General features: G+C 72.3%; 16 protein-coding genes. 12 read left to right on the plus strand and 4 right to left on the minus strand.

Translation table 11 applies throughout. The annotated features are described in order from the left end of the window. The first annotated feature begins 6 nt into the window (after positions 1–6). Positions 7–1,293 (plus strand): ROK family transcriptional regulator, encoded by a 1,287-nt coding sequence (locus tag ACTZWW_RS08115; RefSeq protein ID WP_444780439.1) that lies wholly within the window; start codon positions 7–9, stop codon positions 1,291–1,293. Positions 1,294–1,481: 188 nt separating this feature from the next. Next, the gene (locus ACTZWW_RS08120; RefSeq protein WP_444780440.1) at positions 1,482–3,014 is read left to right on the plus strand and encodes a CRTAC1 family protein; all 1,533 of its coding nucleotides are present in this window, start codon (positions 1,482–1,484) and stop codon (positions 3,012–3,014) included. Between the two features lie 22 nt (positions 3,015–3,036). Here ACTZWW_RS08120 and ACTZWW_RS08125 read toward each other — a convergent pair whose 3' ends face one another. Beyond that, a complete protein-coding gene (locus tag ACTZWW_RS08125) occupies positions 3,037–3,549 on the minus strand; it encodes a disulfide bond formation protein B (protein WP_444780441.1) in 513 nt (170 codons plus the stop codon). A 141-nt stretch (positions 3,550–3,690) separates the two neighbouring features. Between ACTZWW_RS08125 and ACTZWW_RS08130 the strand changes: the two genes are divergently transcribed. The 9 genes from ACTZWW_RS08130 to ACTZWW_RS08170 all read left to right on the plus strand — a co-directional run bounded on the left by ACTZWW_RS08130 (position 3,691) and on the right by ACTZWW_RS08170 (position 12,142). Next, a complete protein-coding gene (locus tag ACTZWW_RS08130) occupies positions 3,691–5,595 on the plus strand; it encodes a SurA N-terminal domain-containing protein (RefSeq protein WP_444780442.1) in 1,905 nt (634 codons plus the stop codon). Further along, positions 5,595–7,127 (plus strand): anthranilate synthase component I, encoded by a 1,533-nt coding sequence (gene trpE, locus ACTZWW_RS08135; protein WP_444780443.1) that lies wholly within the window; start codon positions 5,595–5,597, stop codon positions 7,125–7,127. Before ACTZWW_RS08130 ends, trpE begins: the two co-directional genes overlap by 1 nt. Positions 7,128–7,225: 98 nt before the next feature. Next, positions 7,226–7,540: a SemiSWEET family sugar transporter gene (locus ACTZWW_RS08140; RefSeq protein WP_444780444.1), complete on the plus strand. Its 315-nt coding sequence runs from the start codon at positions 7,226–7,228 to the stop codon at positions 7,538–7,540. Next, the gene (locus ACTZWW_RS08145) at positions 7,540–8,640 is read left to right on the plus strand and encodes a DNA topoisomerase IB (protein WP_444780487.1); all 1,101 of its coding nucleotides are present in this window, start codon (positions 7,540–7,542) and stop codon (positions 8,638–8,640) included. Before ACTZWW_RS08140 ends, ACTZWW_RS08145 begins: the two co-directional genes overlap by 1 nt. Before the next feature lie 202 nt (positions 8,641–8,842). Next, complete coding sequence (locus ACTZWW_RS08150; RefSeq protein ID WP_444780445.1) at positions 8,843–9,586, plus strand: pyridoxine 5'-phosphate synthase; 744 nt, start codon at positions 8,843–8,845, stop codon at positions 9,584–9,586. 225 nt (positions 9,587–9,811) lie between these two features. Next, complete coding sequence (locus ACTZWW_RS08155) at positions 9,812–10,498, plus strand: LabA-like NYN domain-containing protein (RefSeq protein WP_444780446.1); 687 nt, start codon at positions 9,812–9,814, stop codon at positions 10,496–10,498. Between the two features lie 164 nt (positions 10,499–10,662). Beyond that, positions 10,663–10,977 (plus strand): ArsR/SmtB family transcription factor, encoded by a 315-nt coding sequence (locus ACTZWW_RS08160; protein WP_444780447.1) that lies wholly within the window; start codon positions 10,663–10,665, stop codon positions 10,975–10,977. After that, the gene (locus tag ACTZWW_RS08165) at positions 10,974–11,375 is read left to right on the plus strand and encodes an SRPBCC family protein (RefSeq protein ID WP_444780448.1); all 402 of its coding nucleotides are present in this window, start codon (positions 10,974–10,976) and stop codon (positions 11,373–11,375) included. Before ACTZWW_RS08160 ends, ACTZWW_RS08165 begins: the two co-directional genes overlap by 4 nt. Before the next feature lie 137 nt (positions 11,376–11,512). Further along, positions 11,513–12,142 (plus strand): ATP-dependent Clp protease proteolytic subunit, encoded by a 630-nt coding sequence (locus ACTZWW_RS08170; protein WP_444780449.1) that lies wholly within the window; start codon positions 11,513–11,515, stop codon positions 12,140–12,142. A gap of 22 nt (positions 12,143–12,164) precedes the next feature. Here ACTZWW_RS08170 and smpB read toward each other — a convergent pair whose 3' ends face one another. After that, a complete protein-coding gene (gene smpB / locus ACTZWW_RS08175) occupies positions 12,165–12,635 on the minus strand; it encodes an SsrA-binding protein SmpB (protein WP_444780450.1) in 471 nt (156 codons plus the stop codon). Between the two features lie 7 nt (positions 12,636–12,642). After that, the gene (gene dapA / locus ACTZWW_RS08180; protein ID WP_444780451.1) at positions 12,643–13,545 is read right to left on the minus strand and encodes a 4-hydroxy-tetrahydrodipicolinate synthase; all 903 of its coding nucleotides are present in this window, start codon (positions 13,543–13,545) and stop codon (positions 12,643–12,645) included. On the opposite strand from dapA, the gene ACTZWW_RS08185 reads away from it, so the two are divergent. Continuing rightward, complete coding sequence (locus tag ACTZWW_RS08185; protein WP_444780452.1) at positions 13,534–15,777, plus strand: transglycosylase SLT domain-containing protein; 2,244 nt, start codon at positions 13,534–13,536, stop codon at positions 15,775–15,777. The genes dapA and ACTZWW_RS08185 overlap by 12 nt on opposite strands. A gap of 36 nt (positions 15,778–15,813) precedes the next feature. Here the strand turns inward: ACTZWW_RS08185 and lepA are convergent, their stop codons facing one another. After that, on the minus strand, positions 15,814–17,619 hold the full coding sequence (lepA, locus tag ACTZWW_RS08190; RefSeq protein ID WP_444780453.1) for a translation elongation factor 4: 1,806 nt from the start codon (positions 17,617–17,619) through the stop codon (positions 15,814–15,816). Positions 17,620–17,749 lie beyond the last annotated feature (130 nt).

Here is a 17,749-nt window from a genome sequence, read left to right on the forward strand (position 1 = left end):
TAACTAATGCGGGCCGATGCGGTCGCCGTTCGCAGCGAGGAGGAGCGTCAGGGCGTCGGCCCGCTGCTGCGCCCGCTCGCCGAGGGCCAGCGGCCGCTGCGCCAGCAGGTGTTCGAGCGCATCCGCGCCGCCGGCACGCTCGCGCGGGTGCAGATCGCCAAGGACCTCGGGGTGAGCCCCGCCAGCGTGACGGCGGTCACCTCCGAGCTGATGGAGACGGGGCTGATCGAGGAGGTCGCCGTCTCCCGCGACGGCGACGCGGCGGGCCGCGGACGCCCGCCGGTGGCGCTCGGCGTGCGGCCGGACGCGCGCCACGTCGCGGGCATCAAGATCTCCGACCGCGAGCACACGGCGGTCGTCGTCGATCTCGCCGGTCGCCTCGTTGCCTCGGCGAGCGTGACGGAACGGCTCGCCGGCCGCAGTCTGCCCGACCTCCTCGAGGCGGCGGACGCGCTCCTCGTGCGCGTCTGCGCCGCGGCGGGCGTCGCGCGCGCGGATCTGAGCGCGGTCGGGCTCGGCGTGCCCGGCTTCGTCGACGCCGCCGCGGGCGTGGTGCACTGGTCGCCGGTGCTGCGCGAACGCGACGTCCCGCTCGCCGCCGCGGTCGCAGAGCGGCTCGGTCTGCCGGTCCACGTCGACAACGACGCGAACCTCGTGGCGCTCGCCGAGCTGTGGTTCGGGGCGGGGCGGGCCTTGTCCGACTTCGCGGTCGTGACGATCGAGCACGGGGTGGGCATGGGCCTCGTCGTGAACCACCGGCTGTATCGCGGCGCGCGGGGGCTCGGCACCGAGCTCGGCCACACCAAGGTCCACCTCGACGGCGCGCTGTGCCGCTGCGGCCAGCGCGGCTGCCTCGAGGCCTACGTCGCCGACTACGCCCTCGCCCGCGAGGCGACGACGGCGCTCGACTGGAGCTATGCCGACGGGCGCCCCATGGGCGTCGTCCTCGAATCGCTGTTCGACCACGCCAAGGCCGGCAACGGCGCGGCGCGCTCGATCTTCCGGCGGGCCGGGCGCTACCTCGCGATCGGGCTGGCCAACGTCGTCAACCTCTTCGACCCGGACCTGATCATCCTCTCTGGAGAGCGCATGCGCTACGACTACCTCTACGCCGCGGACACGCTGGCCGAGCTCTCGAGCCTCGTCCTCCCCGCGAGCCGCCCGCTGCCGCCGATCGAGGTCCACGCCTGGGGCGACCTGCTCTGGGCCCACGGCGCGGCGGCGCTCGCGCTGTCGGCGGTGACGGAAGGGATGCTCGGCGCGGGGGGCGGGCGCGAGGGAATCTCGGCATGACGAACGCGACGTCCTTCGCTCCTCCGCCGTCGGGGGAGGTGGATCGGCGGCGAAGCCGACGAGACGGAGTGGGTGCGCCGACAGGCGCTTCGGCGCAGCCGAAATCTCCGCCGAGGTCGCGCCGCGGGACCCCGCCCCTGATGCGCTTCGCGGATCGTCCCCGCCCCGAGGGGGCGAAAGCGGCCGCCGTGGGTCTTCTCCTCGCTCTCTTCGCCGATCCGACCGCGGCCGCCGAGCCGCGCTTCGTCGATCGGGCGGGCGATCTCCCCGCGCCCCACGTCTACGACGGCGGCTGGGAGCACTTCGTCGGCGGCGGGGTGGCGGTGCTCGACTGCAACGCGGATGCGAAGCCGGACCTCTACGTCGCCGGCGGCGCGAACCCCGCGCGGCTCCTCGTCAACGTCACGGAGGGCCCCGGCGCACCGATTCGCTTCGCCGAGGGGACGTCCGCCCCCGTACCGACCGGCGTCACAGGCGCCTACCCCCTCGACGTCGATGGTGACGGCACCCTCGATCTCGCGGTGCTGCGCGTCGGGCCGAACCTCCTCCTGAAGGGCGGTCCGGATTGCATGTTCGAGGACGCGACCGCGGCCTGGGGCTTCGACGCCGGCGAGCGCTGGTCGACCGCCTTCTCGGCCACCTGGGAGCCCGGCCGCACGCGCCCGACGCTGGCCGTGGGCAACTACGTCGACCGTGCCGCCCCCGACGGCCCCTTCGAGGCCTGCGACGTCAACGAGCTGCATCGGTCGGACGGCGTGCGCTACGGTGAGCCGACCCCGCTCGAGCCCGGCTTCTGCGCGCTCTCGATCCTGTTCTCGGACTGGCGCCGCACGGGGACGCCCGAGCTGCGCGTCTCCAACGACCGGCACTACTATGTCCGCGGCGGCTACGAGCAGATGTGGCAGCTCGATCCGCTGGAGGAGCGCGTCGCCGCCGACGGCTGGCCGCGAATCTCGCTGTGGGGCATGGGGATCGCCAGCCGCGACGTCACCGGCGACGGTCTGCCGGACGTGATGCTCACCTCGATGGGCGACCAGCTGATGAAGCTCAACCGCGGCGACGCCTGGGAGAACGCGCCCTATTCCATCGGCACCTACGCCCAGCGCCCCTTCCTCGGCGACGACGGGCGGCCCTCGACCGGCTGGCACGCGGAGTTCGGCGACGTCGACAACGACGGGCGCGCGGACCTCTTCATCGCCAAGGGCAACGTCGACCAGATGCCGTCGAACGCGATGCGGGACCCCAACAACCTGCTCATGCAGAGGCCCGACGGCAGCTTCGTCGAGCGGGCGGCGGAGGCCGGCGTCGCCACCACCGATCGCGCCCGGGGCGCGGCGCTGGCGGACCTCGACGGCGACGGGCGCCTCGACCTCGTCGTCGTCAACCGCCGCGCACCGCTGGAAGTCTGGCAGAACGCGACCGAGGGCACGGGCGGCTGGCTCGCGGTGACCCCGCGCCAGGACGGGCCGAACCGCTTCGCCGTGGGCGCCTTCGTCGAGGTGCGCGCGCCGGGCGGGGAGGCGGTCCAGGTGCAGGAGCTCACCGTCGGCGGCGGGCATGTCGGTGGGCGGGCCGGGCCGCTGCACTTCGGGCTCGGCGAGGCGCGCGCCGCCGAGATCCGGGTCGTCTGGCCCGACGGCGCCGTCTCGCCCTGGACGCCAGCGCCGGTCGGTGCGCGCTTCGAGGCGCACCGGATGCCCGAGGGGCTCGCGATCCGATGAGCGGCGGACGCGGGAGCGCCGGTCAGGCCCGGCGCCCCGCCGCGGCGCTCGCGAAGGCGAGCCCGGCCAGCCCCGCCGAGATCAGCGCGTTCCAGCCCGCCATCGAGACGCCGAGAAAGCGCCAGGCGGCCTCCGTGCAGGAGACGACGCGCACCGTGTCGAGCTGGGCAAGGAAGTCGTTCATCGTGTCGGCCTGCGGCAGGCCCGGGCCGCCGCAGTCGGACGGGCCGGCCCAGAAGCCCCACTCGACGCCCGCGTGATAGGCGCCGAGCCCCGCCGAGACGACGAAGACCACGCCGAGCAGCGCCAGAAGCACGCGGCCGGCACCTCCACGGGGGGCGAGCGCGATCGCGACGAGGCCGAGCGGCAGGGCCACCCAGTAGGGCCAGCGCTGGAGGAGGCACAGCGCGCAGGGCTGGTAGCCGAGCCCGTACTGGAAGACGAGCGCCGCGGCGATCGTCGCCGCGGCGACGAGGGTGACGAGCAGCGCGACGAGACGGCGATCGCGCACGATGGGCAGGGGCGAGGCGGTCATGGTCGGGATGCGCTCCGGCGTTTCGAGCCCGCGTCATAACCCGCGGGGCCGCGGCTTGGAAGCGGCGCGCCGCCGCGGTCGGGCCTTTCGCGCGGGCGCCGGATGCGCTAAGCGCTCGGTCCTGGAACAACGGGACGCCCCATGCTGCAGAACCTTCGCAATGCCGGAAAGACCTGGGTCGGCAAGGCCGTCGCCGGCGTGCTGTTCACCCTGCTGATCCTCTCCTTCGCGGTGTGGGGCATCGGCGACATCTTCCGTGGAGGGGCGTCCACCACGGTCGTGCGCGTAGGCGATACCGAGATCGACGCGCAGACCGTGCGCGACGCCTACACGCGCCAGATCCGCCGGCTCTCCGCCCAGCTCGGCCAGCCGATCGGGCCGCAGGAGGCCCAGCTCTTCGGGATCGACCAGCAGGTGCTCGGGCAGATCGTCACCGAGGCGGTGCTGAACGAGCGCGCCGGCACGCTCGGCCTGCGCGCCGGCGACCGGCTCGTCGCGCGCTCCATCGCCGACGATCCGTCGTTCCAGGCGAACGGCCAGTTCGACGCGAACGCCTTCCGGCGCTTCCTCTCGCTCGCCGGCCTCTCCGAGCAGGCCTTCGTGGTCGAGCAGGCGCGCGAGCTCGAGCGGCGCGCCATCGTCGAGGCGGTCGGCGCCGGCATCGACGCGCCGGTGACGGCGGAGGAGGCGTTCTGGCGCTACGAGATGGAGCGGCGCGACGCGGACTACCTCGTCCTGCCCGAGAGCCTCGCGGGCGAGATCGCCGCGCCCGACGAGGAGACGCTCGCGACCTTCTTCGCCGAGCGCGGCGGCGAGTGGCGCGCCCCCGAGTACCGCAGCGCGCAGGTGCTCGCGATCTCTCCGCAAGCGATCGCCGATCCCGAGGCCGTCGACGAGGCCGCCGTGCGGGCGCGCTACGAGGCGGAGGCCGAGAGGCGCTTCGGCACGCCCGAGCGCCGCGCGATCCAGCGCATCCCCTTCGCGAGCGCCGAGGAGGCGGCCGAGGCGGCCGCGCGCGTCGCCGCGGGCGAGATCGCGTTCGAGGACCTCGCCGCCGAGCGGGAGATCGCCCCGGACGTGTTCGCGCTCGGGACCCTCGCCCGCTCCGAGGTGCTCGACCCCGCCATCGCCGAGGCGGCGTTCGCGCTCGAGGCAGGCGCCGTGAGCGCGCCGGTCGACGGGCGCTTCGGTGCGGCGCTGGTGCGCGTCGCCGAGGTGGTGCCGGCGGACGTGCGGCCCTTCGAGGAGGTCGCGCAGGCGCTGCGCACCGAGATCGCGCTCGACCGCGCCACGGACGGCATCCGCACCGTCTACGACGAGATCGAGGACCAGCGCGCCGCCGCGATCCCGCTCGCGGACATCGCGCAGGCCCGCGGCCTGGAGCTGACCCGCATCGAGGCGATCGACAGAAGCGGGCTCGGGCCGGACGGCCAGCCGGTGACGCTGCCCGCGCGCGAGGCGCTGCTGCCGGCGCTCTTCGAGACCGACATCGGCGTCGACAACCTCGCCATCCGCACCGAGGGCGGAGGCTACGTCTGGTACGACGTGACCGACATCACGCCGGCCCGCGACCGCGCGCTCTCCGAGGTCCGCGACGAGGTCGTGGCCGCGTGGCGCAGCGAGCAGGTCGCGGAGGTGCTCTCGGAGCGGGCGAGCGATCTCGTCGCGCGGCTCGAGTCCGGCGAGACGCTCGAGGCGATCGCGCAGGAGACCGGGCTGTCGGTCGCGCCGGCGCGCGGCCTCGCCCGCGGCCAGGCGACCGCGCCGCTCGACGAGGGCGCGGTGACGCGGCTGTTCGCGACCCGTGTCGGTGAGGCGGGCAGCGCCCCGCTCGGCGCGACCGAGCGCGTCGTCTACCGCGTGCTGTCGGCCTCCGCGCCGGACTACATCGTCACCACCCCGCAGGCGGAGGCGATCGGCACGCAGCTCGCCCAGCTCCTCTCGCAGGACGTGCTGGAGCAGTACCTCGCCTTCCTCCAGGACGAGCTCGGCGCGCAGATCGACCGCGAGGCCTTCGAGGCGGCGGTGCGCGGAGGCGCCTTCTGATGGAGGTGGCGCCCCCCTTCGCCGAGGTCGCGGCGGCCTGGGAGGCGGGGCGCCCCTCGCTCGTCGCGACGCGGCTCGTCGCCGACCTGGAGACGCCGGTCGCCGCCTTCCTGAAGCTGCGGCGCGCGCAGGCGGGGCCGGCCTTCCTGCTCGAATCGGTCGAGGGTGGCGCCCAGCGCGGGCGCTACTCGATGATCGGCGTCGCGCCCGATCTCGTCTGGCGCTGCCGCGACGGCGCCTGCGCGATCGACCGCGCGGCGCTCTCCGGCGAGGGACGGTTCGAGCCCGATCCGCGCCCCCCGCTCGAGAGCCTGCGCGCGCTCATCGACGAGAGCCGCATCCCGAAGGGCGACGGGCCGGGCGCCGACCTGCCGCCGATGGCGGCGGGGCTGTTCGGCTATCTCGGCTACGACATGGTGCGCGCGATGGAGCGGCTCGGGCCGCCCAACCCCGACGCGCTCGGCCTGCCCGACGCGGTGCTGATCCGCCCCACCGTGATGGTCGTGTTCGACGCCGTGCGCGACGAGATCAGCCTCGTCGCCCCGGTGCGCCCTCGGCCCGGCACCTCGGCCAAGGCGGCCTACGAGAGCGCGCTCGCGCGGCTCGAGGCGGTGGTCGACGCGCTCGAGGCGCCGCTGCCCGCGCAGGCCCGCGCCGAGATCGCCGAGACCACGACGATCGACGTCGTCTCGAACACGGAGGACGACGCCTACGAGGCCATGGTCGAGCGGGCGAAGGAATACATCCGCGCCGGCGACGTCTTCCAGGTCGTGCTCTCGCAGCGCTTCGAGGCCGCCTTCCCGCTGCCCGCCTTCGCGCTCTACCGCTCGCTGCGGCGCACCAACCCCTCGCCGTTCCTGTGCTACCTCGACTTCGAGGGCTACCAGATCGTCGTCTCCTCGCCGGAGATCCTGGTGCGCGTGCGCGACGGCGAGGTGACCATCCGCCCGATCGCCGGCACCCGCCCGCGCGGCGCGACGCCGGCCGAGGATCGCGCCAACGCGCGGGACCTCCTCGCCGACCCGAAGGAACGCGCCGAGCACCTGATGCTGCTCGACCTCGGGCGCAACGACGCGGGGCGCGTGGCCGAGCTCGGCTCCGTGCGGGTGACGGACTCGTTCTTCCTCGAGTACTATTCGCAGGTCATGCACATCGTCTCGAACGTCGTCGGCCGGCTCGACCCGCGTCGCGACGCGCTCGACGCGCTCGTCGCCGGTTTCCCGGCGGGCACGGTGTCCGGGGCGCCCAAGGTGCGGGCGATGGAGATCATCGACGAGCTCGAGCGCGACAAGCGCGGGCCGTATGCGGGGTGCATCGGATATTTCGGCGCCGACGGCGAGATGGACACCTGCATCGTGCTGCGCACGGCGGTCGTGAAGGACGGACGCATGCACGTCCAGGCCGGCGCCGGCGTGGTCTACGACAGCGTGCCCGCCTCCGAGCGCATGGAGTGCGTCAACAAGGCGAAGGCGCTCTTTCGCGCCGCCGAGGACGCCGTGCGCTTCGCCAGTCGCGCCCGTCGCGGGCAGTAGCCCCGCGCGGCGTCCGCCGCGCATGCGACGTCGCGGCGCGGAACGCCGGGGTCGCGCCGCCGTTCTCTCGGCTCCGAAATCGGATCGAGGCGGCCCGCGTGCTGGCGTTCATCGAAGGAAACCTCACCGTCGTCGTCGGCACGGTGGCCGGCCTGTGCTCGACGGCGAGCTTCGTCCCCCAGGTCTGGAAGTCCTGGCGCGAGGGCGACACCGAGGCGATCTCCAAGCGCATGTACGTCGTGACGGTCTCGGCCTTCTCGCTGTGGATCGTCTACGGGCTGATGATCTGGAGCCTGCCGATCATCGTCTTCAACGCGCTGAGCCTCGTCCTCTCCGGTTCGGTCCTCGTCATGAAGCTGCGCAACCTGCGCCGGCGGCGCCGCGCCGGCGCGCGCGTGGCGGGGGCGCCGTGATGGGGGCCGCGGCGGCGCAGGCCGCCTCGGAGAGCGGGATCGTCGACCCCGTCGACGCCGCGCAGAACGCGGGCCTCACCTACGTCACCGACGATGCGCCCGGCATCCGGCGCCGCAGGTCGGGCCGGGGCTTCACCTACGTCGACCCGAAAGGCCGCAGGATCGAGGACCCCGCCGAGATCCGCCGGCTGAAGTCGCTGGCCGTCCCGCCGGCCTATACCGAGGTGTGGATCTCGCCCGACCCGAACGGGCACATCCAGGCGACGGGGCGCGACGCGCGCGGGCGCAAGCAGTACCGCTACCATCCGCGATTCCGCGAGGTGCGCGACTCGACCAAGTTCGAGCATGTCGTCGCCTTCGCCGAGGCGCTTCCGGCGATCCGTGCGCGGGTCGACGCGGACATGCGCAGGCGCTCGCTCGGGCGCGAGAAGATCTTGGCCACGATCGTCCACCTGCTCGAGACGACCCTGATCCGCGTCGGCAATGCCGACTACCTGCGCACCAACAACACCCAGGGGTTGACGACACTCGGCGCCGACCATGTCGCCGTCGAGGGCGACAGCCTGCGCTTCGTCTTCACAGGCAAGGGCGGCAAGGAGTGGCGCCTGAAGGTGCGCGACCGGCGCGTGGCGCGCACCGTCCGGATGCTCGAGGACCTGCCGGGGCAGCGCCTGTTCCAGTGGGTGGACGAGGACGGCGACCGACACGCGGTCGAGAGCGCGGACGTGAACGCCTACCTGCGCGAGATCACCGGGCGCGAGATTACCGCCAAGGACTTCCGCACCTGGGGCGGGACGGTGCTCGCCGCGACGGCGCTGAGGGAGTTCGAGGCCTTCGACACCAAGGCCGCCGCGAAGAAGAACCTCAAGACGGCGATCGAGCAGGTGTCGGCACGTCTCGGCAACACGCCGACCATCTGCCGCAAGTGCTACGTCCACCCGCAGGTGCTCGACGCCTATCTCGACGGGACGCTCGTCGAGGCGGTGGGGCGCGAAGCCGGCCGGGCGCTGGCCCAGGAGCTCGACGGGCTCGAGCCTGAGGAGGCGGCGGTGCTCGGCATGCTGCGCGCACGGCTCGCGAGCGAGGTGCGCGCGGCCTGATCTCGGCGGCCTCGCGACGTCGACGTGCGTCGGCGCGAAGGAGACGGGCCCGCGCGGGAGAGCCGGGCGTGAGACGATCTCGCAGCCGTTCACCCCGCTGCGCCGCCGTTGCGCGGATCGTCGTGCGACCCGCCGTCGCGCCGCTCGACATCCGCGCCGGGAGCGGTATGGTCCGCGCTCTTTCGTTTCCTGGAGCTCGACGATGGCCAGGCTCAGCGTCAACCTGAACAAGATCGCCCTCCTGCGGAACTCGCGGAAGACGGGCGTTCCCGATCCCGTGGCGTTCGTGCCGCTCGCCGCGCGTGCCGGCGCGCAGGGGATCACGCTGCACCCGCGGCCCGACGAGCGGCACGTTCGGCGCACCGACGTCGACGCCATCGCCGCCGCGATGGCCGACCTGCGGCCGGCCTTCGAGCTCAACCTCGAGGGCTATCCGGACGAGCGCTTCCTCGACATCGTGCGCGCGGTCCGACCCGAGCAGGTGACCTTCGTGCCGGACGCGCCCGAAGTCTTCACCTCCGACAAGGGCTTCGACCTCGACGCGGCGCAGGCGACGCTCGTCTCCGAGGCGCTCGCGGCCCTCGCCGGCGTCGAGACGCGCATCGTGCTGTTCATCGACCCGGACCCGGCGGTGGTGCCGCGCGTCGCCGCGATCGGCGCGCACGGGATCGAGATCTACACGGGCTCCTACGCCGAGGCCTGGAAGCAGGGCCGGCACGCGCCGCTGCTCGACGCCGCCGCCAAGGCGGCGCTCGCGGCGCGCGAGCACGGGCTCGTGGTCAACGCGGGCCACGACCTCAACCTCGACAACATCCCGCCGCTCGTCGCCGCCATCCCCCATCTCGCCGAGGCGTCGATCGGCCATGAGCTGACGGCGGACGCGCTGACGATGGGCTTCGAGAGCGCGGTGGCCGCCTACGCCGCGGCGCTGCGCGGCGAGAGCTGAGGGGCCGAGGCCCGAGGAGCGCGGGCCGGGGCGGCGGCAGCCGGAACGACGACGCGCGCGCCTTGACTCGGAACCGCGGCGCGCGTCTATTCGCGCCGGTATGTCTCCGCGTCCGCCGTGACGGGGCTGCCGTTGCGGAAGTTCCCCCAGCCGAGGGGCCTAACGATTTCATACGATCGCGAATTCGTCTCGGGTCGCTCGATTGTCATTGGAGAGATTTCAGCCATGAGAGATCAAGAACGTATTGCCGTGTTCATCGACGGCGCCAATCTCTATGCCACGACGAAGACCCTCGGCTTCGATATCGACTACAAGCGTCTCCTGAAGGAATTCCAGACGCGCGGCTACCTCTTGCGCGCGTTCTACTACACGGCGCTCGTCGAAGATCAGGAATATTCGTCCATCCGCCCGCTGATCGATTGGCTCGACTACAACGGCTATCGCGTCGTCACCAAGCCGACGAAGGAGTTCGTCGATTCGACGGGGCGCCGCAAGGTCAAGGGCAACATGGACATCGAGCTGTGCATCGACGCGCTCGAGCTCGCCGACAAGGTCGACCACATCGTGCTCTTCTCGGGTGACGGCGACTTCCGCTCGCTCGTCGAGGCGCTGCAGCGCAAGGGCGTGCGGGTGTCCGTGGTCTCGACCATCTCGACCCAGCCGCCCATGGTGGCCGACGAGCTGCGCCGGCAGGCGGACGAGTTCATCGACCTCGCCCACCTCCTGCCGAAGATCGGCCGCGACCCCGCCGACCGGCCGGTGCGGGACCATGCCGACCGTCCCGCGCGCTTCCAGCAGGGTGGCCCGAGCGGCGGCCCGGGCCTCGAGCGCCGCTACGGCATCCGCCAGGGCCAGGGCCCGATCGGCGGCGGCGCCGGTCGGGTCGACGAGGAAGAGGACTACGAGGATTGATGCGGGTCCGAGGCTGGAGGACGGGGGGGGCGTCACCACGGTGGCGCCCCTTTTTCGTTCGCCTTCGGACCGCGCATACCCCCGGTCCGGAGACGGTGTGGATCGCCCATGACGGCGCAGGCGGATGCTTGCACGAATCATAAGTCTGTGCTTATCATTCCCGCATGAACGAGACCGACGTCTTCCGAGCCATCGCGGATCCGACCCGGCGCCTCCTCCTGGAGCGCCTGGCGACGCGGGATGCGAACGCCACCGAGTTGCGCGCGGGCCTCTCGATCTCGCAACCGGCCGTCTCGCAGCACCTCGCGGTCCTGCGCACCGCCGGGCTCCTGCGCGAGCGGCGGGAAGGCAGGCAGGTGCGCTACAGCCTCGCGCCCGAGGGCCTGCGGCCGCTCCAGGCTTGGCTCCTGCGATACAGCGCCTTCTGGCCGCAGCGCATCGACGCGCTCAAGCGCCTCCTATCGGAGATGGATCAATGACACCGGACGAGACCGACGAGGTCGTGGTCGAGCGCGATCTCGGCGCGCCGATCGAGAAGATCTGGCGCGCCCTGACGATCCCGGAGCTCGTCGCCGAGTGGCTGCTGCCGCTCGTGCAGGACGTGTCGGATCCCGACGTCCTGTGTCTCGACGGCGCCACGCGGGGACTGGCCGGCGCGGTCTCGATCCGGATCGTCGAGGTCGAGCCGCGCACGCGCATCCTCTACGACTGGATCGAGCGCGGTGAGCCGCCGGGGCTCGTGGCGTTCGATCTCGAGCCTCTGCCCGACGGTGGAGCACGCCTGCGCGTGACCCACACGCGTCATGCGCGGACGCCTCCTCGCGCGGCCAACGCCAACGCCTGCGCGACACACGCCCCCATGGCCCGCGCCGCCTGAACGGCGCCGGACCGCGGCTGAACCCGTCTCGACGCGCCCGATCGGCACCGTCTCGCCCGGCACGCGGTCTCCGCCCGCCGCCGGGAGGCGGGATCTCGGCCGCATCCCACATCGCCGACACGAAGAGGAGTTGCGCGATGCGCGACACGATGAATCTCGTCCCCATGGTCGTCGAGACCTCGAGCCGGGGCGAGCGCGCCTTCGACATCTACTCGCGCCTCCTGCGTGAGCGAATCGTCTTCCTGAACGGGCAGATCGAGGACGGCATGGCCGCTCTGGTCTGCGCACAGCTGCTGTTCCTCGAGGCGGAGAACCCGCGCCGGGAGATCGCGCTGTACATCAACTCCCCCGGCGGCGTCGTCACCGCGGGACTGGCGATCTACGACACGATGCAATTCATCAGCAGCCCCGTGGCGACCCTGTGCATGGGGACGGCCTGCTCGATGGGCTCGTTCCTGCTGATGGCAGGGGCCGCGGGCCGGCGCGCGACGCTGCCGAACGCGCGCATCCTCGTGCACCAGCCGTCCGGCGGCTATCAGGGGCAGGTCACCGACATCATGCGGCACGCCGAGGAGAGCAAGCGCCTCAAGGAGCGCATCAACGCTCTCTACGCGAAGCATTGCGGCCGGACCCCGGAGGAGGTCGAGGCGACGTTGGATCGCGACTGCTTCATGGATGCGCAGGCGGCTCTGGAATGGGGCCTCGTCGACTCCATCGCCACCGCGCGAGGGGACCCGCCGCGTGCGGAGCCCGGGGGGCCGCTCTGACCGGGCGCATCCGCGGGGCGCGTCACGCGCCCTTGAGGATGCGCGCCTTCTCGCGGTCCCAGTCGCGCTTCTTCTCGGTCTCGCGCTTGTCGTGCAGCTTCTTGCCCTTGCCCAGCCCGAGCTCGACCTTCGCGCGCCCGCGCTCGTTGAAGTAGATCCGCAGCGGGATGACCGTGTAGCCCTCGCGCTGGGTGGCGCCGAGCAGCTTGTCGATCTCGCGGCGGTGGAGCAGCAGCTTGCGCGGCCGGCGCGGCTCGTGGTTGAAGCGATTCGCCTGCAGGTACTCGGGAATGTAGGCGTTGTAGAGCATCAGCTCCTCGCCCGAGGGGCCGGCATAGCTCTCCCCGATCGTCGCCTTGCCCGAGCGCAGCGACTTCACCTCCGTGCCGGTCAGCACGATGCCGGCCTCGTAGGTGTCCGAGATCGCATAGTTGAACCGCGCCTTGCGATTGTCGGCGACGACGCGGTGGGAATGGGCGTTCTTCTGCGCCATCTGGCTCTCAGGTGTTGATCAGCCCGGCCGCGCGCATGCCCGCGCGCACCGCCTCCCGCGCCGCCGGCGAGGCGGGCACGAGCGGCAGGCGGACCTCGTCGGACATTCGGCCGAGCACGGACAGGGCGAACTTCGCCGGGGTCGGGTTGGTTTCGACGAACAGCGCCTGGTGCAGCGGGAAGAGGCGATCGTGCAGCTTCAGCGCGGTGGCCGCGTCGCCCACGAGGCTCGCCTCCTGGAAATCGGCGCACAGCCGCGGTGCGACGTTCGCCGTCACCGAGATGCAGCCGTGGCCGCCATGGGCGTTGAACCCGAGCGCCGTCGAATCTTCGCCAGAAAGCTGTACGAAGTCGGGACCGAGCACGGCGCGTTGCTGGCTCACCCGCACCATGCTGGCGGTCGCGTCCTTGACGCCGGCGATGTTGGGAAGCTCGTAGAGACGTGCCATGGTCTCCACCGACATGTCGATGACGGACCGGCCCGGGATGTTGTAGATCAGGATCGGGATCCCGACGGCGGCGTCGATCGCCTTGAAATGCTGATAGAGGCCCTCTTGCGTCGGCTTGTTGTAATACGGCGTCACCACGAGCAGCACGTCCGCACCGGCGCGCTCGGCGTGGCGCGCGAAATCGATCGCCTCGGCGGTGGAGTTCGAGCCCGCGCCGGCGATCACGGGAACGCGGCCCTTCGCCTGCGCGACGGTGATCTCGACGACGCGCTTGTGCTCGTCGTGGGAGAGGGTGGGGCTCTCGCCGGTCGTGCCCACGGGGACGAGGCCGGAGGAGCCGTTCTCGATCTGCCACTCGACGTGGGACCGCAGCGCCTCCTCGTCGAGGGCGCCGTCCTTGAAGGGCGTGACCATGGCGGGAATCGAGCCGCGAATGCGAGAGAGGACGGCATGGGCGGGCATGGTGACGCTCCGGACGATGCGGGGAGGTCCGCGCGGCGCGGGGCGCCGAGCGGGGGCACACACATAGCGCGCGGACGGCGCCCGCGCAAACGCGGCCTTCTCGGCGCTTCCTCCCTCGCTTCGGCCTTCGCCGGAGCGATCCTCGGTGGCTCGATCTTCGGGAGCGCCATCCTCGGCGGCGCGCCCGCGGCGCTCGCCGCGACGCCGCTGCCCCCGCCGCGTCCCGACCGCCCGGCGCTCGAGGAGCCGGCGGCGACGCCCGAGGACGCCGAGGCGATCGTTCGGGCGGTGGCGGAGATCGACCCGCGGCGCGTGGCGCTCACCGAGATGCTGAACGCCTATGCCGACGGGCGGATCCTGCTCGGCGACACGCTCGCCGCCGCCTGGGAGACGATCGTCGCCGGCGATCCCGCCGCGCGGGTCGCCGGCGAGTGGCTGGCGATCCGGGCCGGCGCGGTGCGCGACTTCGCCCGCCTCTCCGCCTTCCTGAGCGACAATCCCGGCTGGCCGGAGAGGGGCGTCGCCCGCCGGAGAGCCGAGGAGGCGCTCTTCGCCGACCCGGCGCGTCCGGAGCCGACGATCGCCTTCTTCGCGAGCGAGAGGCCGCGCACCGCCGAGGGCGCGGTGGCGCTCGCGCGCGCCTTCCGCGCCGACGGCGCCGAGGCGGACGCCCGCGCGCTCGCCCGCGCGACCTGGCGCGACACGCGGCTGGGGACCGCCGAGGAGGCGGCGCTCGAGGCGGAGTTCGGGGCGGCGCTGACGCTCGCGGACCATCGGGTGCGCTTCGAGCGCTACCTCTTCAGAGAGGACTGGACGGGCGCGCGGCGCATGCTCGCGCGCTTTCCCGACGAGGCGCGCGCGGACCTCGAGCTCCTGATCGAGACGCGCCGCGCGGTCGTCGCCCGCGCCCGCGACGCCGGCGCGACGCTCGACGCGCTCCCCGCGCGGCTGCAGGCGGAGCCGTCGGTGCTCTACTCGCGGCTCAAGCACCTGCGCTACGCGGAGCGCTACGACGAGGCGGCACGCCTCCTCGCCGGGGCGCCGCGGGAGCTCGGGCTCCTGATCGACGGGGACGCGTGGTGGAACGAGCGGCGCATCGTCGCGCGCTCGACGCTGGAGGCCGGCGACAGCGCCCGCGCCTACGCCATCGCCGCCAACCACGCGGCGGAATCGCCGGCCGAGATCATCGAGGCGGAATGGACCGCGGGCTGGATCGCGCTGCGCTTCCTCGACGCGCCGCAGGTCGCCGCCGGCCACTTCGCCCGCGCCGCCGAGGAGGCGACGCTGCCGATCTCGATCGCCCGCATCGCCTATTGGCGTGGCCGCGCCGCGGCGGCGGCGGGGGATGCGGAGGCGGCGCGGGAGCATTATCGGGCCGCCGGGGAGCACCCGATCTCGTACTACGGCCAGCTCGCCCTCGAGGAGCTCGGCGAGACGCGCCTGCCGCTGCGCCGGCCCGAGGGGCTCGACCTCGCGGCGGCCCGCGAGCGGCTGGAGGACGTGCCGGCGGCGCGCGCCATCGCGCTGCTCCACGAGGCGGGCTTCTCGGAGCGCACGATCCCGCTCTATTGGGGCCTGGGCGATACGCTCGACGATCCCGCGCTGGTTGCGGCGCTCGGCGAGGCGGCGGCGGAGCGCGGCGATGCGCGCGGGCTCCTGGCGCTGGGGCGCGCGGCGGTGAGCCGCGGCCTGCCGCTCGACGTCTACGCCTACCCGACGCTCGGCATCCCGCCCTTCGAGCCGGCGACGGACGCGGTCGATCCGGCGCTGGTCTACGCCATCGCGCGCCAGGAGAGCGCCTTCCATCCGCAGGCGGTGTCGCATGCCGGCGCGCGGGGCCTGATGCAGCTGATGCCCGCCACCGCGCGGGCGACGGCCCGACGCTTCGGCCTCGCCTATGCGCCGGAGCGGCTCCTGTCGGATCCGTCCTACAACGCCACGCTGGGCTCGGCGCACCTCGCCGAGCTGATCGAGCGTTGGGGCGGCTCCTACATCCTGGTGTTCGCCGCCTACAATGCCGGCGGCGGGGCGGTGACGCGCTGGATCCAGCGCTTCGGCGACCCGCGCGGCGGCGGCGTCGACCCCATCGACTGGGTGGAGATGATCTCCTACCCGGAGACGCGCAACTACGTTCAGCGCGTGATGGAGAACTACCAGGTCTACCGGCGCCTGCTGCACGAGGACCGGCCGCTCTCGATCCGCGCCGACCTGGCCCGCGGCGAGCCGGGGTGAGCCCGGCTCGGCAGCCCCTCTCCGGGGTCTCCGGCCTCAGCCGTCCATCTTCAGGGCGGCGATGAACGCTTCCTGCGGGATCTCCACGCGGCCGAACTGGCGCATCTTCTTCTTGCCCTCCTTCTGCTTGTCGAGGAGCTTGCGCTTGCGCGAGACGTCGCCGCCGTAGCACTTGGCGGTGACGTCCTTCCTCAACGCGCGGATGGTCTCGCGGGCGATGATCTTGCCGCCGATCGCGGCCTGGATCGGGATCTGGAAGAGATGCTGCGGAATCAGGTCCTTGAGCTTCTCGCACATCACCCGCCCGCGGGCCTCGGCCCGGCTGCGGTGGACGAGCATCGAGAGCGCATCGACCGGCTCGCCGTTGACCAGGATCGACATGCGCACGAGGTCGCCCTCGCGATAGTCGGTGATCTGGTAGTCGAACGAGGCGTAGCCGCGCGAGATCGACTTCAGCCGGTCATAGAAGTCGAACACCACCTCGTTGAGAGGCAGGTCGTAGACGACCATGGCGCGCTTGCCGACGTAGTTCAGGTCGATCTGCACGCCGCGGCGGTCCTGGCAGAGCTTGAGCACCGCGCCGAGATGCTCGTCGGGCGTGAGGATCGTGGCGCGGATCCAGGGCTCCTCGATCGTCTCGATCTTCATGACGTCCGGCATGTCGGCCGGATTGTGCAGCTCCAGCGTCTCCCCGTCGCGCAGGACGAGCTTGTAGACTACCGAGGGCGCGGTCGAGATCAGGTCGAGGTTGAACTCGCGCTCGAGCCGCTCCTGGATGATCTCGAGGTGGAGGAGCCCGAGGAAGCCGCAGCGGAAGCCGAAGCCGAGCGCCGCCGAGCTCTCCATCTCGTAGGAGAAGCTCGCGTCGTTGAGGCGAAGCCGCCCCATGGCCGCGCGCAGGTCCTCGAAGTCGGCGGCGTCGACGGGGAAGAGGCCGCAGAACACCACCGGCTGAGCCGGCTTGAAGCCGGGCAGCATCTGCGTGGTCGGGCGCTTGGTCTCGGTGATGGTGTCGCCGACACGGGTGTCCGCGACCTCCTTGATGGCGGCGGTGATGAAGCCGACCTCGCCCGGGCCGAGCTCGTCGAGCTTCTGCATCTTGGGCCGGAACACGCCGATCGTATCGATCTCGTACTCGGCGTCGGCGCCCATCATCTTGATGCCCATGCCCTTGCGCATGACACCGTCCATGACGCGCACGAGCACGATCACGCCGAGATAGGGGTCGTACCAGCTGTCGACGAGCATCGCCTTTAGCGGCGCCTCGCGGTCGCCCTTGGGCGCCGGCAGGCGCTCGACGATGGCCTCGAGCACGAGGTCGACGCCGAGCCCGGTCTTGGCCGAGATCGGCACGGCCTGCGACGCGTCGAGCCCGATCACGTCCTCGATCTGCTCCTTGACGCGCTCCGGCTCGGCGGCGGGCAGGTCGACCTTGTTGAGGACGGGCACGATCTCGTGGTCGGCGTCGAGCGCCTGGTAGACGTTGGCGAGCGTCTGCGCCTCCACGCCCTGCGAGGCGTCGACGACGAGGAGCGAGCCCTCGCAGGCCTTGAGCGAGCGCGAGACCTCGTAGGCGAAGTCGACGTGCCCGGGCGTGTCCATCAGGTTGAGGATGTAGGTCTTGCCGTCCTTGGCGAGGTACTCCAGCCGGACCGTCTGCGCCTTGATCGTGATGCCGCGCTCGCGCTCGATGTCCATCGAGTCGAGCATCTGCTCCTGCATGTCGCGCTCGGACACGGTGCCGGTCAGCTGGATCAGGCGATCCGCGAGCGTCGACTTGCCGTGGTCGATGTGCGCGACGATGGAGAAGTTGCGAATGTTCTCGAGGGTCTCGCGGGTCATGGTCATCCAGGCCGGGCACGCCGTCGCGCGCCGATGAGCTAGCGTGATCGGGAGATAGCAGCGACCGGGGGGTTAGCCAAGGGGAGCGGGGTGGGAGCGAGGGACGCAGGGGCGGGCGCACGCCTCCTCT

The sequence above is a fragment of the Salinarimonas sp. NSM genome (genome assembly GCF_052380005.1).
Taxonomy (GTDB): Bacteria; Pseudomonadota; Alphaproteobacteria; order Rhizobiales; family Beijerinckiaceae; genus Salinarimonas.